This window comes from Trinickia dabaoshanensis, from assembly GCF_002879885.1.
Lineage (GTDB): Bacteria > Pseudomonadota > Gammaproteobacteria > Burkholderiales > Burkholderiaceae > Trinickia > Trinickia dabaoshanensis.
This window is the reverse complement of record NZ_PNYA01000003.1, coordinates 54,161-76,459: the sequence shown is the minus strand read 5'-3', so window position 1 is coordinate 76,459 and position 22,299 is coordinate 54,161. Positions and strand designations below refer to the sequence as shown.

24 protein-coding genes are annotated in these 22,299 nt (G+C 64.9%); 20 read left to right on the top strand and 4 right to left on the bottom strand.

Annotated elements, in window-relative coordinates; genetic code table 11:
• Window positions 1-45: 45 nt before the first annotated feature.
• From C0Z18_RS04035 to C0Z18_RS03960, 16 genes are all read left to right on the top strand, one after another.
• A complete protein-coding gene (locus C0Z18_RS04035) occupies window positions 46-1,020 on the top strand; it encodes a CheR family methyltransferase (RefSeq protein ID WP_102644098.1) in 975 nt (324 codons plus the stop codon).
• Window positions 1,017-1,778: a chemoreceptor glutamine deamidase CheD gene (gene cheD, locus C0Z18_RS04030; RefSeq protein WP_102644097.1), complete on the top strand. Its 762-nt coding sequence runs from the start codon at window positions 1,017-1,019 to the stop codon at window positions 1,776-1,778. The genes C0Z18_RS04035 and cheD overlap by 4 nt, the downstream gene beginning before the upstream one ends.
• Window positions 1,779-1,782: 4 nt before the next feature.
• Complete coding sequence (locus tag C0Z18_RS04025; protein ID WP_102644096.1) at window positions 1,783-2,877, top strand: protein-glutamate methylesterase/protein-glutamine glutaminase; 1,095 nt, start codon at window positions 1,783-1,785, stop codon at window positions 2,875-2,877.
• 52 nt (window positions 2,878-2,929) lie between these two features.
• Window positions 2,930-3,325, top strand: coding sequence for a chemotaxis response regulator CheY (cheY, locus tag C0Z18_RS04020; protein ID WP_102644095.1), 396 nt, complete (start codon window positions 2,930-2,932; stop codon window positions 3,323-3,325).
• A gap of 1 nt (window position 3,326) precedes the next feature.
• Window positions 3,327-4,031, top strand: coding sequence for a protein phosphatase CheZ (gene cheZ, locus C0Z18_RS04015; protein ID WP_102644094.1), 705 nt, complete (start codon window positions 3,327-3,329; stop codon window positions 4,029-4,031).
• Between the two features lie 200 nt (window positions 4,032-4,231).
• The gene (locus C0Z18_RS04010) at window positions 4,232-4,732 is read left to right on the top strand and encodes a DUF2844 domain-containing protein (protein ID WP_102644314.1); all 501 of its coding nucleotides are present in this window, start codon (window positions 4,232-4,234) and stop codon (window positions 4,730-4,732) included.
• 21 nt (window positions 4,733-4,753) lie between these two features.
• A complete protein-coding gene (locus C0Z18_RS04005; RefSeq protein ID WP_233217005.1) occupies window positions 4,754-6,079 on the top strand; it encodes a DUF3443 family protein in 1,326 nt (441 codons plus the stop codon).
• Between the two features lie 374 nt (window positions 6,080-6,453).
• Window positions 6,454-6,972, top strand: coding sequence for a DUF2844 domain-containing protein (locus C0Z18_RS04000; protein ID WP_102644093.1), 519 nt, complete (start codon window positions 6,454-6,456; stop codon window positions 6,970-6,972).
• 23 nt (window positions 6,973-6,995) lie between these two features.
• Window positions 6,996-8,237, top strand: coding sequence for a DUF3443 domain-containing protein (locus tag C0Z18_RS03995; protein WP_233217003.1), 1,242 nt, complete (start codon window positions 6,996-6,998; stop codon window positions 8,235-8,237).
• 228 nt (window positions 8,238-8,465) lie between these two features.
• Window positions 8,466-9,671 carry a flagellar biosynthesis protein FlhB gene (flhB, locus tag C0Z18_RS03990; protein ID WP_102644312.1) on the top strand — a complete coding sequence of 402 codons (1,206 nt, stop codon included), beginning with the start codon at window positions 8,466-8,468 and terminating at the stop codon, window positions 9,669-9,671.
• Window positions 9,668-11,770: a flagellar biosynthesis protein FlhA gene (flhA, locus tag C0Z18_RS03985; protein WP_102644091.1), complete on the top strand. Its 2,103-nt coding sequence runs from the start codon at window positions 9,668-9,670 to the stop codon at window positions 11,768-11,770. Before flhB ends, flhA begins: the two co-directional genes overlap by 4 nt.
• Complete coding sequence (gene flhF / locus C0Z18_RS03980; RefSeq protein ID WP_102644090.1) at window positions 11,767-13,593, top strand: flagellar biosynthesis protein FlhF; 1,827 nt, start codon at window positions 11,767-11,769, stop codon at window positions 13,591-13,593. Before flhA ends, flhF begins: the two co-directional genes overlap by 4 nt.
• The gene (locus C0Z18_RS03975) at window positions 13,586-14,464 is read left to right on the top strand and encodes a MinD/ParA family ATP-binding protein (protein WP_102644089.1); all 879 of its coding nucleotides are present in this window, start codon (window positions 13,586-13,588) and stop codon (window positions 14,462-14,464) included. Before flhF ends, C0Z18_RS03975 begins: the two co-directional genes overlap by 8 nt.
• Window positions 14,465-14,495: 31 nt before the next feature.
• Window positions 14,496-15,224: an RNA polymerase sigma factor FliA gene (locus C0Z18_RS03970; protein ID WP_102644088.1), complete on the top strand. Its 729-nt coding sequence runs from the start codon at window positions 14,496-14,498 to the stop codon at window positions 15,222-15,224.
• A gap of 181 nt (window positions 15,225-15,405) precedes the next feature.
• Window positions 15,406-15,798, top strand: a complete 393-nt coding sequence (locus C0Z18_RS03965) for a VOC family protein (protein WP_102644087.1) — start codon at window positions 15,406-15,408, stop codon at window positions 15,796-15,798.
• A gap of 3 nt (window positions 15,799-15,801) precedes the next feature.
• Window positions 15,802-16,371, top strand: coding sequence for a cysteine hydrolase family protein (locus tag C0Z18_RS03960; protein ID WP_102644086.1), 570 nt, complete (start codon window positions 15,802-15,804; stop codon window positions 16,369-16,371).
• Window positions 16,372-16,377: 6 nt separating this feature from the next.
• Here the strand turns inward: C0Z18_RS03960 and C0Z18_RS33390 are convergent, their stop codons facing one another.
• The 4 genes from C0Z18_RS33390 to flgA all read right to left on the bottom strand — a co-directional run bounded on the left by C0Z18_RS33390 (window position 16,378) and on the right by flgA (window position 19,045).
• Window positions 16,378-16,587 (bottom strand): type II toxin-antitoxin system HicB family antitoxin, encoded by a 210-nt coding sequence (locus C0Z18_RS33390; protein ID WP_233216990.1) that lies wholly within the window; start codon window positions 16,585-16,587, stop codon window positions 16,378-16,380.
• 178 nt (window positions 16,588-16,765) lie between these two features.
• Window positions 16,766-17,206 carry a flagella synthesis protein FlgN gene (locus C0Z18_RS03950; RefSeq protein WP_102644310.1) on the bottom strand — a complete coding sequence of 147 codons (441 nt, stop codon included), beginning with the start codon at window positions 17,204-17,206 and terminating at the stop codon, window positions 16,766-16,768.
• 81 nt (window positions 17,207-17,287) lie between these two features.
• Complete coding sequence (flgM, locus tag C0Z18_RS03945; RefSeq protein ID WP_102644085.1) at window positions 17,288-17,629, bottom strand: flagellar biosynthesis anti-sigma factor FlgM; 342 nt, start codon at window positions 17,627-17,629, stop codon at window positions 17,288-17,290.
• 183 nt (window positions 17,630-17,812) lie between these two features.
• Complete coding sequence (gene flgA, locus C0Z18_RS03940) at window positions 17,813-19,045, bottom strand: flagellar basal body P-ring formation chaperone FlgA (protein WP_102644309.1); 1,233 nt, start codon at window positions 19,043-19,045, stop codon at window positions 17,813-17,815.
• Window positions 19,046-19,277: 232 nt separating this feature from the next.
• On the opposite strand from flgA, the gene flgB reads away from it, so the two are divergent.
• The 4 genes from flgB (at window position 19,278) to flgE (ending at window position 22,289) form a co-directional block, all read left to right on the top strand.
• A complete protein-coding gene (gene flgB, locus C0Z18_RS03935; protein WP_102644084.1) occupies window positions 19,278-19,781 on the top strand; it encodes a flagellar basal body rod protein FlgB in 504 nt (167 codons plus the stop codon).
• 69 nt (window positions 19,782-19,850) lie between these two features.
• Window positions 19,851-20,273: a flagellar basal body rod protein FlgC gene (gene flgC / locus C0Z18_RS03930; protein ID WP_102644083.1), complete on the top strand. Its 423-nt coding sequence runs from the start codon at window positions 19,851-19,853 to the stop codon at window positions 20,271-20,273.
• 10 nt (window positions 20,274-20,283) lie between these two features.
• Entirely contained in the window at window positions 20,284-21,009 is a 726-nt protein-coding gene (locus C0Z18_RS03925; RefSeq protein WP_102644082.1) for a flagellar hook assembly protein FlgD, read from the top strand.
• A 41-nt stretch (window positions 21,010-21,050) separates the two neighbouring features.
• Entirely contained in the window at window positions 21,051-22,289 is a 1,239-nt protein-coding gene (flgE, locus tag C0Z18_RS03920; RefSeq protein ID WP_102644081.1) for a flagellar hook protein FlgE, read from the top strand.
• The last annotated feature ends 10 nt before the right edge of the window (window positions 22,290-22,299 follow it).

Genomic DNA, 22,299 nt, shown 5'->3' with positions numbered 1-22,299 from the left:
CGTTGCACCGGTTCGCGCCGGCCATCACGAAGTGAGAGAAGGACCATGACGACAGCGCGCGCATTTTCTCGGGCCGAACGGACCGAGCCCAGCGGACTCGGCGACCGCGCCGACGAGCGGCCCGGTCTTGCCGATCGCTCCGGCTTCGCCGATCGCGATTTCGAGTTCACGTCCGCCGATTTCGCCCGCATTCGCGAGCTCATTCACCGGCGCGCCGGTATTTCGCTGTCCGAACACAAACGCGACATGGCCTATAGCCGTCTCGCACGACGCCTGCGCGCGCGCGGCTTGGACAACTTCCGCCGCTACCTCGATCTGCTCGAAGCCGAAAACAGCCCCGAGGAGTGGGAAGCGTTCACGAATGCCCTGACGACGAATCTGACGGCGTTCTTCCGTGAATCGCATCATTTTCCGATCCTCGCGGAGTTCGTGAAGCGTCGTCAGCAGCCGGTTTCAATCTGGTGCTCGGCCGCCTCGACCGGCGAGGAGCCGTACACGATCGCGATGACGCTCGTCGAGGCGCTCGGCGAGTCGCAGGCGCGCCAAGCCACGATCCTCGCGACCGATCTCGACACGCAAGTGCTCGCCAAGGGCGAAGCGGGCGTCTATGCGTTCGACCAAGTCAAGCAACTGAGCCAGGAACGTCTGAAGCGCTTTTTCCTGAAGGGAACGGGCCCGCACGCGGGCTTGGTGAAGGTGCGTCCCGAACTGCGCTCGATGATCCGCTTCGCGCAATTGAACCTGACGGATGCCGACTACGGACTGCGTCAGCCGTTCGATGCGATCTTTTGCCGTAACGTGATGATCTACTTCGACAAGCCGACGCAGTCGCAAGTGCTCTCGCGTTTCGAGCCGCTCGTGAAGCCGGGCGGACTGCTCTTCGCCGGTCACTCCGAGAACTTCACCTATGTGACGCAGGCGTTTCGTTTGCGTGGCCAGACGGTGTACGAGCTTGCGCGCGATTCGCAAGCGGGCGGCCGCGCATCGCGTTCTCAAACGCACCAGGAGGTGACGGTATGAGCGCACTGCCGATCGCGACGAATCTGTATTTCGACAATCATTTCGGGCGGCGCGGCGTGAAGCTGCTGCCCAACGAGTTCTACACGACGCGAGAGGACATGGTGCTCGTCACCGTGCTCGGCTCGTGCGTGGCGGCCTGTATTCACGATCGTACGGCCGGTATCGGCGGCATGAATCACTTCATGCTGCCCGACGACGGCGAGCAGCCCAATCAAGCGGCTTCCGATTCGATGCGCTACGGTGCGTACGCAATGGAAGTGCTCATCAACGAACTGATTAAAATGGGCGGCCGCCGCGAGCGTTTCGAAGCGAAGGTGTTCGGCGGGGCGGCGGTGCTCGCGGGCATGACCACGATCAACATCGGCGATCGCAACGCCGAGTTCGTGCGTCGTTATCTCGGGCTCGAGAAGATCCGCATCGTCGCGGAAGATTTGCAGGGCGTGCATCCCCGTAAGGTCGCGTTCATGCCCGATACCGGTCAGGCTATGGTCAAGAAGTTGCGGTTGCAGCAAGATCCGACCGTGGCCGAGCGCGAACAGGCGCTTGCCAAACAAGTGGAGCAAGCGCGGGCGGCCCGTCACGCTCGCGCGGCGCGCGCGAGCGGCCATGCCGAATTGTTCGCGGCCAACGGCCAAACGCAGAAACCGCGTATCGAACTGTTCGGCGTGCCCGCCGCGAAAGCGCGCCCCGAGCTCGCGGGCACGCCCATGCGCGCCGCGACGCCAATCAACAGCGCCAAGACCGTAGAGGAGGCGTAGTACCTTGCAGAAGATCAAAGTATTGTGTGTGGACGACTCGGCGCTGATTCGCAGTTTGATGACGGAGATCATCAATAGTCAGCCCGACATGATGGTCTGCGCGACGGCGCCGGACCCGCTCGTCGCACGCGAACTCATTAAACAGCATAACCCCGACGTGCTGACGCTCGACGTCGAAATGCCCCGCATGGACGGGCTCGACTTCCTCGAGAAGCTGATGCGGCTGCGGCCGATGCCGGTGGTGATGGTGTCCTCGCTGACCGAGCGCGGCTCCGAAATCACGTTGCGCGCGCTCGAATTGGGCGCGGTGGACTTCGTCACCAAGCCCAAGGTGGGCATTCGCGAAGGCATGCTCGATTACGCCGAAAAGCTGGCCGACAAGATCCGGGCCGCGGCGCGCGCGCGGGTTCGGGCCCGCGCGGCGGCGCCGGCTCCGGCCGCGGGCGCGAGCGCGGCGCAGGCCGCGGTGACGCATGCACCGATGTTCAACAACCCGCTCGTCAGTACCGAGAAGCTCATCATCGTCGGCGCCTCGACGGGCGGCACCGAAGCAATCCGTGAAGTGCTCGTGCCGCTTCCCCCCGATGCGCCGGCCGTCTTGATCGCGCAACATATGCCGCCCGGCTTTACGAAGTCGTTCGCGCAGCGCCTGAACGGGTTGTGCCGGATTACGGTGAAGGAAGCGGAACATGGCGAACGGGTGTTGCCGGGCCATGCGTACATCGCCCCCGGCCATGCACATCTGTTGCTTGCGCGCAGCGGTGCCAATTACATCGCGCATCTTTCCGACGATCCGCCCGTGAACCGGCACCGGCCCTCGGTGGACGTGCTGTTCCGCTCGGCCGCCCAGCATGCCGGCAAGAACGCCATTGGGGTGATTTTGACGGGTATGGGCCGCGACGGAGCCGCTGGACTGTTAGACATGAGAAATGCAGGCGCATACACTCTCGCGCAGGATGAGGCGAGTTGCATCGTTTTCGGCATGCCACGCGAGGCGATCGCGCTCGGCGGCGCCGACGAGGTCGCGCCTTTATCGGAAATGAGCCGCAAAGTGATGACGAGACTGGCGGCGATGGGCGATCGAGTGCAGCGCGTGTGACCGGCGGCAGGCCGGTTCTTGCGCCGACCAATTAGGGTTAAAGGGAAGAAAGATGGACAAAAGCATGAAGATTTTGGTCGTGGACGATTTTCCGACGATGCGCCGGATCGTTCGCAACCTGTTGAAAGAACTCGGCTACTCGAACGTCGACGAAGCCGAAGACGGCGCGGCGGGCCTGTCGCGCCTGCAAGGCGGCGGCTTCGACTTCGTGATTTCCGACTGGAACATGCCGAACATGGACGGCCTGGAAATGCTCAAGCGTATCCGCGCCGATGCCGCGCTCTCGCACTTGCCCGTGCTGATGGTGACGGCCGAGTCGAAGAAGGAAAACATCATCGCGGCGGCGCAGGCCGGCGCGAGCGGCTATGTCGTGAAGCCCTTTACCGCCGCAACGCTCGACGAAAAGCTCACGAAGATTCTCGAAAAGATGGCGAAGACCGGGAGCTGATGTGGATCAACAGAGCAATGCGCATTCGGACGGCGCGGACGGCCCCGATCTGACTACCGATCGCATCCTTGCGCGGATCGGTCAACTTACCAAGACGCTGCGCGATTCGATGCGCGAGCTCGGTCTGGACAAGCATGTCGAGCTCGCCGCCGAGGCGGTGCCCGACGCGCGCGATCGGCTCAAGTACGTGGCGAACATGACCGAGCAGGCCGCCGAACGCGTGCTGACTGCGATCGACATCGCCAAGCCGCTGCAAGAGAAGCTGCAGGCCGATGCCGCGGAACTCGATAGCCGCTGGGAGCGCTGGTTCGCCGCCCCGATCGAGCGCGAGGAAGTGCGCACGCTCATGACCGATACGCGCGCATTCCTGTCGCGCGTGCCCGACGCGACGGCGACGACGAACCAGAAGCTGCTCGAGATCATGCTCGCGCAAGACTTCCAGGATCTGACGGGCCAGGTCATCAAGAAGATCATGGACGTCGTCTACGTGATCGAGCAGCAATTGCTGACCGTGCTCGTCGAGAACATCGCCCCCGAGCGGCGCGAACAGTTCGCGCAAACGGCGGCATCCTTGGCTGCCGATCCCAATCCGACGGCCACGCCCGATCACTTGCTGAACGGGCCGCAGATCAACCCGGAGGGGCGCACCGACGTGGTGCAGGATCAATCCGACGTCGACGATCTGCTCGCAAGCCTCGGTTTCTGACGCAATTCCTTTGTTTCGAGTAACAAGAGGCGGCCCGCCTGTGCGCGGCGCCGCCTCTTTGCGTGTCGAGCGGGGCGTAGTTCGGCCCATCCCCCGCGCGCTCGGTGCCGGCCTATCGGCATCGATGGTTTCAAAAGATGGTGCCGGACAAAAAAGCGCCGAGGGGCGCAATAAAAACCAACCATAAGAGGCTTTTTGCGATGTCGAATCGACCGATGCGCGCCGTGCTTTGCGCGGCGCTGACCTGTGGGGCTTGGGCCATGGCCACCCCCGCTTTCGCGGCACTGGGCGGGACGCCCACGCCGCCGCCGCCGGGGGCGACTTCCGCCGGACCCACCGCGGTCATGCACGCCGCATCGGGCGCGGCAAGCGCCACGGTTACGGCGTCGTACTCCGTTACGGAAACGACCCTTGCCTCCGGCACCGTCGTGCGCGAGTACGTGTCCAGCGCCGGCACGGTGTTCGGTATCGCCTGGAACGGGCCGCGCATGCCCGATTTGGCCACACTGCTCGGTACCTATTTCACGCAATTCGACAGCTCGCGTGCCGCTTTGCGGGCCGCCAATCCGGGCCGGGGTCCGCTCGATCTCGAATTGCCGGGGCTCGTCGTGCGTTCAAGCGGCCATATGGGCGCGTTCTCGGGGCAGGCCTACTTGCCGCAATCGTTGCCGGCCGGCGTCAGCGCCGCCGACATCCGTTAACGAACGAGCTCGAGGAGAACCATGTTGCGTATTCAAAGCAAATTGGCCCGGGCGCTCGGCGCGTTCGGCTTGGCAGCGGCTGTCGCTCTCGTCGCCGGGTGCGGCGGTGGTGGTGGCGGCGGTGGATCGAGCACGGCTGCGTCGACCAGCTCGGGTAGTACCGGCAGCACGGGCAGCACCGGTAGCACGGGCAGCACCGCGGGAACCACGCTGGCCGCAAATCAAGCGGCCGTCGTCGTGTCGTCGGGCTTGACGGGGCATGCCCCGAACATGCCGATGGTGAGCGTGACGGTGTGCGTCCACGGCACGAGCACCTGCCAGACGATCGACAACATCCAACTCGACACGGGCTCGGACGGCTTGCGGCTGACCCAAGATGCGTTGAACAGCACGATGTCGGGTGCGCTGCCGACTGAATCGGTCAGCGGCAAGACCGTGGCCGAATGCATGAGTTTCGTCGACGGCAACTCGTGGGGCACCGTACGGACGGCGGACGTGACGATCGGCGGAGAGACCGCGTCGAACATCCCCGTGCAAGTCTTGGGCGACCTCCCTCAATCGGCGGCCGGCGGGACGAGCAACCTATGCGCGAGCGGCACGCTGAACGTGGCCTCGTCGCAAATCGCCGCTCACGGGATTCTCGGTATCGGGACGGCAAAATACGACTGCGGTTCGGGCAGCCGAGGCTGTACGAGTGCCCCGAACGGCACATATTTTGGCTGCACCACGGTGTCCGGCACGACCAGTTGCGGCGATTTGGGTGTTCCGCTTGCACAGCAGGTGGCTAACCCGATTGCCTTCTTCGCGACCGACAACAACGGCGTGATCTTGAACATGCCGGTCGTCGCACCCACGGGCGCGACGACCGTGACGGGCACGCTGACGTTCGGGCTCGGGACGCAAAGCAACAACACGTTGCCGACCTCGGGCATTCAGACGGTGACGACCGACCATTTCGGCACGGCACAAAGCGCCTCGCTTTCCGGCACCGGCGTGACGACCGCGTTTTTCGACACCGGTTCGAACGGTCTGTTCTTCCCTGACAGCTCGATCGCCGGCTGCACGATCAGCACGGGCTTTTTCTGTCCGAGTTCGCCGGTGTCGCGGCTGCCTTCCGCGACGGGTTACAACGGCACGAATGTGTCGATCCCGGTCAGTATTGCCAATGCCCAAAACTTGTTCAATAGCGGCGGCTTCGCGTTCGAGAACGTCGGCGGCAATTCCGGCACGAGCGCCGCGTTCGATTTCGGTATGCCGTTCTTCTACGGGCGCACGGTCTACGTGAACTACGATCCTTCGTCGACCAATACCTTCGGCTCGGCCACGCCCGCGTTCTTCGCGTTCTAAGTCCCGCGTCGTCTAGCAAAGCTCATCCGCCGGCGGCCCCGCCGTCTGCGGATGACCGGCAGCGCGGTTGCCCACCGGGTCTGGTCGAGTTTCGTCCGGGGGCGCCGCGCGAGCCCTTTCTTCCTCCCTTCTTCCTTTCTCCGCTCCATCCTTCGCGCCGCCCGCGAGTGCGCGGCTCGCGTCTTCGCCCCGCCTTGACTGATCGCATCGGCGGCCGCTGCTCATCGGCCGGCTCAGGCACGAACTTTGCCCCGAAAAAGCGCTCGATGGGCCGCCGTCGCATGTACTAGATTTCAGATGCGGGCGGAGATCGCCCGAGCGTGGCAAGGCAAAAGCCACGCGCTTACAACAACCTTCTTGGAGGAGCCGATCCGATGTCGAAACGTTATTTACGCGCGGCCGGACCGGCGGCGCTCGTACTTTGCGCGGCGCTCGGCATGACGCAAACCGCTTGGGCCGTGTTGGGCGGCGCCCCGATGCCTACTCCTCCCAACGCCACGGCGACCATGGCGGCACCGGTCACGCGTGCGGCTTCGGCGATGCAAGGCGGTTCGAGCGCAAGCGCTCCGGCTTCGGCCGCGTATTCCGTCCGGATCACGACCTATTCGAGCGGAACGACCGTGCGCGAGTACGTCGGCGCGGACGGCAACGTCTTCGCCATCGCATGGAACGGCCCGAGCATGCCCGATCTACAGGGGCTGCTCGGGAATTACTTCCCGCAATACGCAAGCGGCGTCAAGGCCATCCATGCGGCCCGCCATAGCCGAGGGCCGGTCGCCGTGGAGTCGTCCGATCTCGTCGTTCATTCGGGCGGCCACATGGGCTCGTTCTTCGGCCAAGCATGGCTGCCGAGCGCACTGCCGGCCGGCATCACCGGCGCCGACGTCAAATAACCGAGCGAATAGGGAGAACCATCTTGCGTACTCACAGCACAGTCGTACGGGCGCTGGGCGCGCTCGGCGTGGCGGCCATGGCCGTGCTCCTGGCCGCCTGCGGCGGAGGCGGCGGGAGCAGTTCGTCGAGCTCGGGCGGGGGCGGCGGCCAAGTGGCGGCGAATCAGGTGGCGGTCACCGTCGCACAGGGCGTGCAGCGCGTCGCCAATATTCCGACCGTCAGCGTGACGATCTGCGTGCCGGGTTCGAGCGTCTGTCAAACGGTGGACAATGTGCAGGTGGACACCGAATCGTTCGGTCTGCGGCTGGCCAGTTCGGCGATGAGTCAAGTGCTCGGGTCGTTGCCGCAGGAAGCGGCTGCCGGGGTTCCGGTCGCCGAGTGCACGGCGTTTGCCGACGGCCATACGTGGGGCAGCGTGCGTACCGCCGATGTAAAAATCGGCGGGGAGTCGGCCGCCAGCTTGCCGATCCAGGTAATCGGCGACCTGTCGCCCAGTGCCGTCGTCACCGGCGGGTGCGCGTCGGGCGTCTTGGAATTGACGCCCGCTGATTTGAGCGCGAACGGGATTCTCGGCATCGGCGTGGCGACGAGCGATTGTGGAGCGCGATGCGCGGTATCGCCCGTGGGCAACAGCGACTATTACGCCTGTCCGGGCAATACGAACTGCGTACAAACCCTGATGCCGATCGCGCAGCAAGTGACCAATCCGGTACCGAAGTTCCCCTCCGACAACAACGGCATCATGCTGTCGATGCCGGCCATCGGGCCCAGCGGACAGGCCACCGCCACCGGAACGCTGACATTCGGGATCAATACGCAGTCGAACAACGCCCTGCCGGGCTCGGCGACGAAGTTCACGACGAACCCATACGGCGACGTCAATGCGACGTTCGCGGGCAGCGCGACCACGGCCTTCTTCGATTCGGGATCGAACGCGTATTTCTTCACCGACGGCACGCTGGCGAACTGCTCGGGCGCCGCCTCGTCGTTCTACTGCCCGCCGTCGACCGTGACCCGCACCGTCAACGTCGCGAGCTACAACGCGTCCACCTCGGGCGCGCCGGGCGGTCCCGCAGTATCGATGGCGGTCGCCAACGCAACGAACTTGCTGGCCAACGGCAACTTCGCGCTCGACGACTTGGCCGGCAACCTAGGCGGCGCGGCGTTCGTCGATATCGGCATGCCTTTCTTCTACGGCCATAACGTCTATTACGGGCTCGACCAGTCCGGCTCCGGTGGTGCCGGCCCGTTCGTCGCCTTCTGACTCGCGGCCCCGAATCATTCGGGGCCAAATCACCCGCATCTGCGCTTCTCTCGACGGCGCGCCGGAATTCGGCGCGTTCGCTTTCGCGCGCGACCGGCCCGGGCGCCGATCACTCGAAATGCACCCGTTTCCCCCGCCTTATCCGTCGATCGTCCATTGACCCGTCCGGGAATAATCGCTCTCACTGGATAACGGCATGTCGCCGTGATTCTTGCGGAGAAATTCCCTGTGGCAGAGGACAGCGACCTCGAGAAAACCGAAGCAGCGACCCCCAGGCGCCTGGAAAAGGCGCGCTCGGAAGGGCAGGTCGCGCGCTCGCGTGAGCTGGCGACCTTCGCGTTGCTGGCCGCGGGCTTCTTCGGCGCTTGGGGCCTGGCCGGTCCGATCGGCATGCACCTGCAGCACTTGATGCGCGGTGCGTTCATGTTCGACCACGCCACGCTGCACGACACGAACCGGATGTTGATCGGCGCGGCGAACGAGGGGCGCGAAGGCCTGATGGCGGTGGTGCCGATTCTCGCCCTGACCGGCTTGGCGGCGGTGGCCGCCCCCATGGCGCTCGGCGGCTGGCTGCTGTCGCCGAAAGTATTCGAAGTGAAGCTGGAGCGTTTGAACCCCATCGCCGGCGTCGGCCGCATGTTTTCGATCAACGGCGTGGTCCAGCTCGGCTTGTCGCTCGTCAAGACGCTGCTCGTCGGCGTTATCGGCGGCGCGGCGGTGTGGCAGCGCAAGGATCAGATCCTCGGGCTCGCCGGCGAGCCGCTCTTGCGGGCGCTCGGACACGGCATGTCGATCGTCGCCGTGTGCTGCGCGACGACCGTTGCCGGCATGTTCCTGCTCGCGGCGTTCGATGTTCCTTATCAACTTTGGCAGTACCACAAGAAGCTGCGCATGACGAAGGAAGAAGTGAAGCGCGAACACCGCGAAAGCGAAGGCGATCCGCACGTGAAGGGCAAGATTCGCCAGCAGCAGCGCGCGATCGCCCGGCGCCGCATGATGGCCGCGGTGCCCAAGGCCGACGTCGTCGTCACCAACCCGACGCATTACGCCGTTGCGCTGCAGTACGCCGATGGCGAAATGGGCGCGCCGAAGGTCGTGGCCAAGGGCGTGAACCTCGTCGCGGCCCGCATCCGCGAAATCGCCACGGAGCACAACGTCGCGCTGCTCGAGGCGCCGCCGCTTGCTCGCGCGCTTTATCACAACGTCGAATTGAACCGGGAAATCCCGGGCACGCTGTACAACGCGGTGGCCGAAGTGCTGGCGTGGGTGTATCAGCTGCGCAAGTTCCGCGCGGAAGGCGGCGACGTTCCGGCCGCTCCGACCGAACTCGAGGTGCCGGCGGACATGGACACGAAGGGCCCGATTTCCGCGGCCGACGAACGCGAAGAAGCCGATGAAGCGCTCGGCGACGCAAATGAAGGAGCATCGGCATGAACGCGCGCGTCGGAAGTCTTTTCGGCAAGGGGCAAGCCCTGAGCGGCACGAACCTGCGCGCACTCGCGGGTCCGATCCTGATCTGCATGATCCTCGGCATGATGATTCTGCCGTTGCCGCCGTTCCTGCTCGATCTGCTGTTCACGTTCAACATCGCGCTGTCCGTGATGGTGCTGCTCGTCAGCATGTACACGCAAAAGCCGCTCGATTTCGCGGCGTTCCCGGCCGTGCTGCTGTTCTCGACGCTGCTGCGCCTGTCGCTGAACGTGGCCTCGACCCGCGTCGTGCTGCTCGAAGGCCATACGGGCCCGGGCGCCGCCGGCCAGGTCATCGAATCGTTCGGTCACTTCCTCGTCGGCGGTAACTTCGCCGTCGGTATCGTCGTGTTCGTGATCCTGATGGTCATCAACTTCATGGTGATCACGAAGGGCGCGGGCCGGATCGCCGAAGTGGCCGCTCGCTTCACGCTCGATGCGATGCCCGGCAAGCAGATGGCGATCGACGCCGACCTGAACGCGGGTCTCATCGACGAAGCCGGTGCGCGCAAACGCCGCCAGGCCGTGTCGCAGGAAGCCGAATTCTACGGCGCGATGGACGGTGCCTCGAAGTTCGTGCGCGGCGATGCGGTCGCGGGTCTCATCATCATGGTCGTGAACGTGCTCGGCGGGCTCATCGTCGGCGTCGCCCAGCACGGCTTGGACATCGGCACCGCGGCCAAGACCTATACGCTGCTCACGATCGGCGATGGCCTCGTTGCACAGATCCCCTCGCTCGTCATCTCGACGGCGGCCGGCGTGATCGTCTCGCGCGTCGCAACCGACGAGGACATCGGTACCCAGCTGACAGGCCAACTGTTCACGAATCCGCGCGTCCTGATCATCACGGGCACGATCATCGTCATGCTCGGCCTGATCCCGAACATGCCGCACTTCGCGTTCTTGCTGCTCGGCGGCGGCGCGATCCAACTCGGCCGCACGATGAAAAAGCGCGCCGAAGCGGCCAAGAGCGGTGCTTCGCTCGTCGATGTCGCCCCGGCCGTCACGGCCCTGGCGGAGAACAACGAAGCAAGCTGGGACGACGTCACGCTCATCGACACGCTCGGCTTGGAAGTGGGCTATCGCCTGATTCCGCTCGTGGACAAGAACACCGACGGCGAATTGCTCAAGCGCATCAAGAGCATCCGCAAGAAGTTCGCGCAGGAAATCGGCTTCTTGCCGCCCGTCATCCACATTCGCGACAACCTCGAACTGCGCCCGAACGGTTACCGGATCGCGCTCAAGGGCGTCGAGGTGGGCGTGGGCGAGGCGTATCCCGGCCAGTGGCTCGCGATCAATCCGGGCCAAGTCTCGGCGGCACTGCCGGGCCAGCCCACGCAAGATCCGGCCTTCGGTTTGCCGGCGATCTGGATCGACACGAACTTGCGCGAGCAAGCTCAGGTATACGGCTACACGGTGGTCGATGCGAGCACGGTCGTCGCCACGCACCTGAACCATCTCGTCGTGCAGCATGCCGCCGAATTGCTCGGCCGCCAGGAAGTGCAAGCGCTCGTCACGCGCACCGGCAAGGACGCGCCTTCGCTCGTCGAAGACCTCGTGCCGAAGACGCTGTCGCTCACGACGCTGCAAAAGGTGCTGCAAAACCTGCTGGAGGAAGGCGTGCCGATCCGCGACATGCGCACGATCCTCGAGGCGCTCTCCGAGCACGCCGCCAAGCTGACCGACGCGTACGACCTGACCGCATGCGTGCGTCTGGCCCTGGGCCGCGCGATCACGCAGCAGTGGTACCCGGGCATCAGCGAAATGCAGGTCATGGGACTCGATTCGAACCTCGAGCGCGTGCTGTCGCAAGCGCTCGCGACGGGCGCCAACCCCGGGCTCGAGCCCGGCCTCGCGCACACCCTTCTGGCGGCGACGCAAAAGGCGATCAACCGTCAACAAAATGCCGGGCTGCCTCCGGTGCTGCTCGTGCAGCACGCGCTGCGCGCGATGCTTGCGCGATTCCTGCGCCGCAGCCTGCCTCAATTGAAAGTGCTCTCGTATGCCGAAGTGCCCGAGACCCGCACGATCAAAGTCGTTAACCTCATCGGGGGTCAAGCTTGAACATTCGTAAATTCATCGGCGCAACGAGTCGCGACGCGCTGCGTCTCGTGCGCGAGGCCCTGGGTGCGGACGCGGTCGTGTTGTCGAACCGGACCAATGACGACGGCAGTGTGGAAATCGTCGCGCTCGCCGATACCGATTTCGCGCAGATCGCCCCCGATGCCGGCGACGCCGCTTCGCACGGCGCGATGCCGGGCTTGCCCGCGCCGGGTGCCAATCCTTATGCGAGCTTGACCGCTGCGCAGCCGGCCGCCTCGTATTCGGCTCCGGCGTCGGGCGCGATGGCCTCGAACCCCTACGCGAACGGAATGCCGGACGTGTTTTCCGCGGTATTCGGCGCGAGCCCCGAAGTGGGCGCCGCCGCAACCGACGAAGGCCGTGCCTCGCTGCCTGACGGCGCCTCGATCGCTGCGCCGCGTCTCGCCGAGCGTGAACGTGCGAGCTTCGCCACGCGCTCGACCGCACCGGCGAGCGCCCCGAACGCCCCGAGCGCCCCGAACCTGAGCGCCGCCGAGGCCGCCGATGCGTCGCTGACGATGGCCGAGACGAATCCCTGGTTGATCGATCACGCCCGCCGCATCGCCGCGCAAAGCGAGCGCGCGGCCCACAGCTCGCGCGCCCATACGATGACGCCCGCGGCGGCCGCCGCCAAGGGCCTCGGCACGCCGGGCCGCGTGTTGGCGGAAGAAGAACACGAGAAGACGCAACTGCCGGACTGGGCGCATGAAGCCGCCCGCGTCGCGGCGCGCCGCGCCGTGCCGCGCGTGAAGCCGGCCTTCGAAGGCGCCGGTGAGCAAGAAGCGCATGCGATGGCCGATGCCGTGCGTGCGCGCATCGAAGAGATCGTCAACCAAACGGTGATGAGCGAGCTTTCGGCGATGCGCGGGATGATGGAAGAGCAGTTCGCCGGGCTGGCATGGGGCGAGCGCCAACGCCGCAGCCCCGTGAACGGCGAGGTGACGAAGGCGCTGTTCTCGGCCGGTTTCTCCGCGCAACTCGTGCGGATGGTGGTGGAGAACATGCCCGAAGTCGAGCACGTCGATGCGGGTATGGACTGGGTGAACCAGGTGCTCGCCTCGAATCTTCCCGTGCTCGAGAACGAAGACGCGCTGATGGAGCGCGGCGGCGTGTTCGCGCTGATGGGCCCGACGGGCGTCGGCAAGACGACGACCACGGCCAAGCTCGCCGCGCGCTGCGTGATGCGCTTCGGTGCGAGCAAGGTCGCGCTGCTCACGACCGACAGCTACCGGATCGGCGGCCACGAGCAACTGCGCATTTTCGGCAAGATCCTCGGCGTGTCCGTGCATGCGGTGAAGGACGCGGCCGATCTGCAACTCGCGCTCGCCGAGCTGCGCAACAAGCACATCGTGCTGATCGACACGATCGGCATGAGCCAGCGCGATCGTACGGTCTCGGATCAAATCGCGATGCTGTGTGGCGCCGGCCAGCCGGTTCAGCGGCTGCTGCTGCTGAACGCGACGAGCCACGGCGACACGCTCAACGAAGTCGTGCAGGCCTATCGCAGCGCACCGGGGCAACCCGAGCTGGCCGGCTGCATTCTGACGAAGCTGGACGAGGCGACGAACCTCGGCGGCGTGCTCGACACGGTCATCCGCTACAAGCTGCCCGTGCACTACGTGTCGACGGGACAGAAGGTGCCCGAGAACTTGTACGTCGCAACGAAGAAGTTTTTGATCAAAAGCGCGTTTTGCATTCCGCGCGACGGCTCGCCGTTCGTCCCGCACGACGACGAAATTCCCGCCTTGCTCTCGGCGTTGTCGAGCCGCTCGAGCGCCGAACTTCACGAGGTTCGCTTTGGCTAAGCAAGTCACCGATCAGGCAGAAGGGCTGCGCCGGCTGCTCGCGAAGAGCGGCTCTCGCGTGGTGGCCGTCACGGGCGGGCCCGTGGGCGTCGGCTGTACGTCCACCGTGGTCAATTTGGCGGCGGCGCTGGCCGCGCTCGGCAAGGACGTGCTCGTGATCGACGAGCGCCTCGGCAGCCGGTCGGTCTCGGCGATGCTGGGCGGCTTGCACGGCGCGGGCTCGCTGCGCGCGCTGATGGACGGCGAGATCGCGCTGGACCAGGCGTGCGCGCGTCACGAGTTGGGATTTTCGGTACTCGCCGCGTCACGCGAGAACTGTGCGGGCTATAGCGCGGCGCAACTGGGTTTGCTGCTGTCCGGTCCGGCCGACGTGGTGCTCGTCGATGCGCGGCTCGACCGCCAAGGCGCGCTCTCGCCGCTCGCGTGCCAAGCGCACGATGTCCTGATCGTCACGCGCGTGGCGGCTACCGCGATCACGGAAGCGTATGCCTGCATGAAGCGCTTGCACTTCGAACACGCGATCGCGCAGTTCCGCGTGCTCGTGAATCACGTATCGAGCCTTGCCGATGCGCACACGACGTTCGATAACCTCGCCGAAGTGGCGGCGCGTTATCTGACCGTGTCGATCGAAGATGCCGGATGCGTGGCGGCCGATTCGCTGATGGAGCGGTCGCTGGAACTTGGGAGGTGCGTCGTCGATGCATTCCCGTCGGCTCAGTCGGCGCGGGATTTTCGGCACGTTGCCGCGGAAATGTTGTATTGGCCGATGCGCCCGGCGATGGTTTCGCCGCGCTCTGAAGTCACGGTGCGCTCGGCTAGACCGGCGTCGGCGATTGCCGACGCGGGTGAGGTCGAACGCCAACATGCTTGAAACGTTAGGGACAAGGAGAAGGGGGCCCTCGATGTACAACGCTCAGGGGAAAATGTCCCAGACGGATGTGTTGACGCAATACGCGCCGCTCGTGCGCAGATTGGGTCTGCAGCTCGTGGCGAAAATGCCGGCGAGCGTCGATTTGGACGATTTGATTCAAGCCGGCATGATCGGCTTGCTCGATGCGGCGAGCCGCTACAAGGAAGATCAAGGCGCGCAATTCGAAACCTACGCGAGCCAGCGTATTCGCGGCGCGATGCTCGATGAGCTGCGCAACAACGATTGGTTGCCGCGCAGCTTGCGTAAGACCTCGCGCGAAGTGGAATCGGCCGTGCACCATGTCGAGCAGCGTCTCGGCCGGTCCGCGAGCGAGACCGAGGTGGCCGATCATCTGGAGATGCCGCTCGAGGCGTACCAGTCGATGCTGCAGGATCTGCACGGCAGCCAGCTCATCTATTACGAAGACTTCGATCGCTCCGCCGACGACGAGCCGTTCCTCGACCGGTACTGCGTCGATCACACAGACCCGCTCTCCGCGCTGCTCGACGAGAGCTTGCGCGCGGCGCTGGTCGAGGCGATCGAGAAATTGCCGGAGCGCGAGAAGCTCTTGATGTCGCTCTACTACGAGCGCGGGATGAACCTGCGCGAGATCGGCGCGGTGATGGAAGTGAGCGAGTCGCGCGTGTGCCAGTTGCACAGCCAAGCCGTGGCTCGGCTGCGCGCGAAGCTGCGCGAAATGGCTTGGGCGAGCGTCGACTGATTCCGACTCGCGCGGCACCTAGCCATACGGCGGCGGCCCATGCCCGTCCGCCCCACGCATGAGGCGTGAAAGCGATCGACCCGCGTTCGATGCATGCATCACGCACGTCCGATCGAGCCTCGCGTTAATATCTTCCGCATTGCCGCTTCGTCCGAGGCCGGCACCGCCGCGGGAGCATCGCATGCCTGTCACGGGCTTTAGCCACTACAACCTACGTGCCGATCGAGCCATGCTCGATCTTTTGCGCGACTTCTACGTCGACGTAGTGGGTTTGCGCGTGGGATCGCGCCCGCCGTTCGGCAGTTTCGGCTATTGGCTCTACATCGGCGAGCAGGCCGTGTTGCATCTGTCCGAAGCGCGGTCCCACGAGCAGCGTTCGCCGCACGTGGGCGGCACGTTCGATCACGTGGCCTTCGAATGCGTGGATTTGGCCGCGTTCGAAGCGCACTTGCGGGCGCGCGGCGTCGATTTCCGGCGAGGTCATGTGCCGGTGCTCGATCAATGGCAGTTGTTCTTCGTCGATCCGGCCGGTAACGGCGTCGAGCTGAACTTTGCCGGATCGGAGGGGCGATAGACGATGAGTCCGCTAGCCGAGAACGCCGCGCTCGTCGTCATCGACATGCAAAACGGCATCAACCGGCCGAACCTCGGCCGGCGCAACAATCCTGACGCCGAAGACAATATCGAAGCCTTGTTGGCCGCCTGGCGCGCGACGCGCAGGCCGATCGTCCATGTCCGCCATATTTCCCGCTCGCCCGAGTCGATCTTCTGGCCCGGCCAGAGCGGTGCCGAGTTCCAGCCGCGTTTCGCGCCGCTGGCGCATGAGCACGTCGTCGAAAAGAACGTGCCCGACGCGTTCGCTGCGAGCGGTCTCGAACGGTGGCTGCGCGTGCGCGGCATTGCTCAACTCGTGATCGCCGGGGTGATCACGAACAATTCCGTCGAAGCGACGGCGAGAAGCGCGGGGAATTTGGGGTTCGAGGCGACCGTGGCGTCGGACGCGGCGTTTACGTTCGATCTGCGCGATTCGAGCGGGCGGCTTTGGCCGGCCGAGGACGTGCACGCGCTGTCGTTGGCGAATCTCGCGATGGATTACGCAACGGTGCGAACGACGGATGAGATCGTGGGTGGAGTGCGGGCGGGTTGATGTGCTTCAGTCGCGGCTTTCGGGCCTAATGCCATTTTCCCTGCAGGCTTGGAAAAATGCTGCCAGGGACTTCGCCCCTTCGACTTTTAGCGATGCAATCTCGCCTGCGTAAAAATCGGCTCCGCCGTTCAGACCGACGAACTCGCCTCTAAACATTTCGATGTCGGGATCGTAGGTCACGACTGCGTGCCGATCGCCGATGACGAAGAGCTTCACGATTCCCCCTCCTGGACTCGCGCACCATTTGCGGATGCAGGCGACTGCCGTGTGATGGATGTTTGGCGTCGAGGCCGGCGATGATACGTCGGTCCGGCGTGACGACAACCAAGCTCCAAAAAAATCGGACGCCCTGAAGCGTCCGGTTTTTCTGCGTCCTTGTCCTACCGCGGGCGAATCAAACGGTCGCCATCCGCCCGTCCGGCCCATAAACGCTGGCCGCATGACGTGTATTGCCGCCGCGCAAGATCGCGAGCGCGCTCTGGTTGTAGTTCATCCGGATTCGGATCATCAAGCCGTTCGCGGCGTTCGCGCGGCGCGCCCGTTGCACGACGGCTTGCAGGAGCTGCCACTGCGTGCCCAGACGCGGATCATCGGCGATCGCGAGCTCCATGCCTTTCCAGCCGGCCGGCAAGCCCATCTGGCGAAGCTGCTCGTCGCGCGTCTTTTCGAGCGCCGCGAGCTTTTCGGTCAGTTCAGTCTTCTTCTCGACGATGCCGGGCAGCGTCTCGAGCGGCGATACCGCGGCGAGCGCTTTTTCCTCGTACATCAGCAAGGACGCGAACGCTTCGAGCGTCGCGTGTTCTTCGGTCACGGTGGCAAGTAGGGCGTCTCTCATTTCATCCGCCAAAAACTCAGGTGCGCGTGCGCGCGCTCAAACGAAGCCGATAGGGCACGCACGGCAGCCAATGCCGCCGTGTCAGCCGCCAGTCGACTGATTTTTCAACAATTCGCGAGCCGTCGCGAGAATGCCGTCCGCGATCTTGCCCGCATCCATCGTCAGCGTGCCGTCGGCGATTGCTTGCTTGATCGACTCGACGTGCGCGACGTCGATGTCGGCCTCGCCCGATGCTGCGAGCGAGCGCAATTGCGACGACAGCCCCGATAGGCTGACATTGGCGTCACCGCCGGCGTTTTGCGCCGGCGCGGCGTTACCGCCCGTCGGAGCAGCGCTGGCCGCGGCTTGGCCGCCTTGACGGGTACCCTGCACACCGCCCTTGGGCGAGGTCAGGCTCGAAGTGGAGGTGGAATCGACTTTCACGATAGCTTCCCGAACGATTTCGATTTGAGTGTGATAACGGCGACACTCGGCGAAACTTTAGCGCAATCGGGAAGAACACCTGTCGACGCTGCCCGGGCTTTTGGGGTCGATCCACCCGGCGCCTCCACGCACCGGCCGTCTCGGCCCATCGGCCCGGTCAGCCTGTCACTTCTACTTTTACATCTACATCTGCACCTGCACGGTCGCGCCATCCACGACTGTGCCAGAAATGATCTGTCCCCCAGCCATCTTGACGCGTACCTGCTGTCCCGGCGACGCGTTGTTCATGACGCTGCCCTCGGACGAAATCGAAAATCCCTGCCCTTGCGCGACGACCTTGACCGTTTGGCCGATCGTGACCGCACTGGCGCTCTTGAGCAAATCCTGCCGCAGCGGGACGCCCGCGCCGATGCGCGTGATGGCCGTCGAGCCGACCGCCTGCGACGGATCGGTGACGATCGCGCGCGGCAGATTCGACAAATCGCCGTTGCGGGCCAGGAGATCTTGCGGCGTGATGAGGGTGCCGGGCTCGATTTGGTGGGCCGCCAGGTAATAGGTGGCCTCGATCGCGATGCGGGCTTGCAGATACAGCGTCCATGGCTTGGCGCCGGCGCAGCGCACGCCGACCGAGGTCGTGCCCCAGAGCCGGGCGCCCGTCGGCATGAACGGCTCGAGCGTCGCACAGGCGGCTAGGCCGCGCGGGAAGCTCGGGGCCACGGTGATCGTGATCTTGCCGGGTAGTCCGAGCGTTTGTTGCTGAAGGAAAGCGAGTGCAGCACGCCGGATCGTTTCGCCGTCTTCTTGACCGGCGGGAGCGTTCGACGCCGGCGCCACGGCAGCCGCGACGGGCGTGGCGGGCGACACTTGCGCACCGGCCGGAGCGCTTGCCGCGGCCGCGTTGAGACGGGCGGCGGGTTGCTCCATCGCGATCGGTTGTACCCCACGGACGGTGCGCTGCGGGGCGGTGACGACGACCGGCATCGGACGATTGACCGCCGGGACGGCCACGGGCCGAGGCTGGATGCTGGCTCGGGACGGAATATTGACCACGGCGCTCTGGCTCTGGCCTGCGCCCGCGGCGGAAGCCGAAGCCGTTTCCCCGGGCCCCGGAATCACGATCATTCCGGCCGGTGCCGCGCCGGCCGGTGCCGCGCCGCGCGATTCGCCTGGGCCGGGAATCGAAATCATCGTGCCGCTCGGCGCGCTCGCATGCGTCTCGCCCGGGCCGGGAATATAGATCTGTCCGCTCGCGCTCGCGCTCGCGCCCGCGCTTTGCGCGTGCGCCCCGCCGAACGGCGCCAGCGCCGCGGCGGTGAGGAGCAAGCCGGCCGCCGCACGCGCGAGGCGAGCATGCCGCCGGCCGAGGGCGCGCGGGCCATGGCGGCGCGCGGGATCGGAAACGGCGGATACGGACATCGATTTCTCCATCGGAACAATTCGAACGACGAAACGAATTCTAGGGCTCGCGCGAGGCGCGCAAACGTTGAATAGAGGGCGGCTTCCCCGGTTATTCGTCCGATTGGCTCTTGCCTGCCGCCCCTAAGATGCACGTCATGCAAAAAAGCCTTCCCAGTGCACCTCGTCCCGAACCGGGGTGCAGCCGAGAAGCGGCACCAAGCGGCCGACGCTTGAGTTACGGAGAAACCCGATGCTGGACAAACTCGATGCCGAATTTGCCTTCGGTCGTGAAGCGCTCGATGTACGCGCTTACCGGCAGGAGCTGCTGTCGTCGAACATCGCCAATGCCGACACGCCCGGCTACAAAGCGCGCGACGTGAATTTCGGCGCCTCGCTCGCCGTCGCCTTGAAGCGCAGCGGCGCGGCGCAAGGCTCGAGCGCGATGGCCAGCTCGGGCACGGCACCGTTGCCGATGGCGCAGCCGGCCGGCGTGACGAGCGGCATGACGATGGCGTCCACGGAACGCGGCCATATGACGGGCCACGTGCAGTTGATCCCGACGGGCGGCCAAAGCCAGGACTACGGCACGCTGGCCTACCGGATTCCGACTCAGCCCTCGCTCGACGGCAACACCGTCGATCTGGACTCGGAACGCGTGCAATTTGCCGACAACACCGTGCATTACCAATCGGGCATGACCGCGATGACGCAAGAGATCAAGCAGATGCTCGCCGCGATCACCTCGGGCGGCTAAGCGCCGCGCGGCCCTTTTTTATTACCGTTTTCGAATCATTCAAGCGTCGATCGAAAGAGGCACTCAGCCATGGCATTGATGAACATTTTCACCGTCGCGGGCTCGGCGCTGTCGGCCGAATCGGAGCGGCTCAACGTGACCGCGTCGAATTTGGCGAACGCGAACAGCACGACGGGCCCGGACGGTCAGCCGTACCGCGCCAAGCAGGTCGTGTTCGGGGTCAAGCCGCTCGGCGGCGAGAAGACCGCGAGCGGTCAGCAGGTGGGCGGCGTGCAGGTGACGAACGTCATCGACGATCCCACGCCGATGAAGACCACCTACGACCCGAGCAACCCCGCGGCAGACTCGAACGGCTATGTGACGATGCCGAACGTCGATCCGGTGCAGGAGATGGTGAACATGATCTCTGCCTCGCGCTCGTACCAGGCCAACGTAGAGACGCTGAACACCGCCAAGAACCTGATGCTGAAAACCCTGACGATCGGCACCTGAGGAGATTTTCGTGACGTCATCCAATACGACCATCGGCAGCGGCGGCACCGTTTCGCAGCAACTGCTCGATACCATCAACGGCACCTCGTCGAATTCCAGTTCGAGCGCGTCGTCGTCGAACTCGAGCACCTCGCTGCAGACGACCTTTTTGAAGTTGCTCGTCACGCAGTTGCAGAACCAAGATCCGAGCAACCCGATGGACAGCTCGCAAATGACCTCGCAGCTTGCCCAGATCAACACGGTGACGGGCATCAGCCAACTGAATACGACGTTGACTTCGCTGGCCTCGCAACTCTCGGCCGGGCAAAGCGCTCAAGCGTCGCTGCTGATCGGCCAGAACGTGCTCGTACCCGCCGGAGCGACGGGCGCGACGACGACGGTGGGCAACGGCGCGTCGACGGGCTTCGGCGTGTCGCTCTCGTCCGCGGTCTCGGATCTGAAGGTCACCGTCAAGGACAAGTCGGGCAACATCGTCAACACGCTCGATCTCGGCGCCCAGCAAGCCGGCACGGTGCCGGTCACGTGGAAGCCGGTCGACTCGTCGGGCAACACGCTGCCCGACGGCACCTACTCGATTTCCGCCGCGGGCACGGGCGGCACGGGCGCGACGGCGGCAGTCACCGCGCTCACGGGCGCGCAAGTGCAAAGCGTGGTCCAGCAAAGCGACGGCAGCACGGGCCTCATGCTCAATAACGGCACCACGGTGGGCATGACCAGCGTGACCGCCATCCTGTAACTGTTACGAACCAACGAATTCATCCGAAGGGAGACCGCTAAATGGGCTACCAGCAAGGCTTGAGCGGCTTGTCCGCGTCGTCGAACGACCTCGACGTCATCGGCAACAACATCGCCAACTCGAACACCGTCGGCTTCAAGCAAAGCACGGCGCAGTTCGCCGACTTGTACGCGAATACGATCGCGACGTCGGTCAACGATCAAATCGGTATCGGCACGCAGCTTTCGGGCGTGCAGCAAGATTTCAAGCAGGGCACGTTCAACACGACGGGCCAAGCGCTGAACGTCGCCATCAACGGCACGGGCTTTTACCAGATGTCGAACAACGGTACCGTCACGTATTCGCGTAACGGCGTGTTCCAGCTCGACAAGAACGGCTTCATCACGAACTCGCAAGGCCTGCAACTGATGGGCTATGCGGCGAACGCGAACGGCGTCATCAACTCGGCGCAAACGGTGCCGATCCAAGTGCCGACGACGAACATCGCCCCGATCGCCACGCAAAACATCACCGCGCAGTTGAACCTGAACGCGCAGGATGCGGTGCCGGCGGTGACGCCGTTCGTGTCGACGAACTCGCAGACGTACAACTACTCGACGTCGATCCAGACCTACGATTCGCTCGGCGGCTCGCAACAGGTCAACATGTATTTCGTGAAGACCGCGACGAATAGCTGGGACGTCTACTCGGGCCCGGCCTCGGGCGCGATCAGCAAGGTCGGCTCGGTCGGCTTCAGCACGGCCGGCGCACTGACCTCGACCACGCCGACGGCACCCGCGACTTCGCCCGCCACCGGCCAGATCACGTTCAGCGTGCCGAACACCGACGGCAGCGCGACGCCGCAATCGCTCACGCTCAATTTGGCCGGCACGACGCAGTACGGCGGCGCGGACGGCGTGAACAACCTGAAGCAAGACGGTTACGCATCGGGCCAGCTCACGAACTTTTCGATCGGCGCGGACGGCACGATTTCGGGCACGTACTCGAACGGCCGCACGCAGTCGCTCGGTCAGATCGTGCTCGCGAACTTCAACAACCCGAACGGCCTGCAAAACCTCGGCGGCAACGAATACGCGGAGACGTCGGCTTCGGGCGTGCCGCAGGTCTCGGCACCGGGCAGCACGAACCACGGCACGCTCACGGGCGGCGCGGTCGAGAACTCGAACGTCGATTTGACGAGCCAACTCGTCGATCTGATCACGGCGCAGCGCAACTACCAAGCGAACGCGCAGACGATCAAGACGCAGCAGACCGTCGACCAAACGCTGATCAACCTGTAAGCACGCGAGC

Bases quoted from the DNA above. Each gene is read 5' to 3' on its own strand.
- C0Z18_RS04035 (WP_102644098.1), top strand. From the start codon at position 46: ATGACGACAGCGCGCGCATTTTCTCGGGCCGAACGGACCGAGCCCAGC.
- cheD (WP_102644097.1), top strand. From the start codon at position 1,017: ATGAGCGCACTGCCGATCGCGACGAATCTGTATTTCGACAATCATTTC.
- cheY (WP_102644095.1), top strand. From the start codon at position 2,930: ATGGACAAAAGCATGAAGATTTTGGTCGTGGACGATTTTCCGACGATG.
- C0Z18_RS04010 (WP_102644314.1), top strand. From the start codon at position 4,232: ATGTCGAATCGACCGATGCGCGCCGTGCTTTGCGCGGCGCTGACCTGT.
- C0Z18_RS04005 (WP_233217005.1), top strand. From the start codon at position 4,754: ATGTTGCGTATTCAAAGCAAATTGGCCCGGGCGCTCGGCGCGTTCGGC.
- C0Z18_RS04000 (WP_102644093.1), top strand. From the start codon at position 6,454: ATGTCGAAACGTTATTTACGCGCGGCCGGACCGGCGGCGCTCGTACTT.
- flhA (WP_102644091.1), top strand. From the start codon at position 9,668: ATGAACGCGCGCGTCGGAAGTCTTTTCGGCAAGGGGCAAGCCCTGAGC.
- C0Z18_RS03970 (WP_102644088.1), top strand. From the start codon at position 14,496: ATGTACAACGCTCAGGGGAAAATGTCCCAGACGGATGTGTTGACGCAA.
- C0Z18_RS03965 (WP_102644087.1), top strand. From the start codon at position 15,406: ATGCCTGTCACGGGCTTTAGCCACTACAACCTACGTGCCGATCGAGCC.
- C0Z18_RS03960 (WP_102644086.1), top strand. From the start codon at position 15,802: ATGAGTCCGCTAGCCGAGAACGCCGCGCTCGTCGTCATCGACATGCAA.
- C0Z18_RS03950 (WP_102644310.1), bottom strand. From the start codon at position 17,206: ATGAGAGACGCCCTACTTGCCACCGTGACCGAAGAACACGCGACGCTC.
- flgA (WP_102644309.1), bottom strand. From the start codon at position 19,045: ATGTCCGTATCCGCCGTTTCCGATCCCGCGCGCCGCCATGGCCCGCGC.
- flgB (WP_102644084.1), top strand. From the start codon at position 19,278: ATGCTGGACAAACTCGATGCCGAATTTGCCTTCGGTCGTGAAGCGCTC.
- flgC (WP_102644083.1), top strand. From the start codon at position 19,851: ATGGCATTGATGAACATTTTCACCGTCGCGGGCTCGGCGCTGTCGGCC.
- flgE (WP_102644081.1), top strand. From the start codon at position 21,051: ATGGGCTACCAGCAAGGCTTGAGCGGCTTGTCCGCGTCGTCGAACGAC.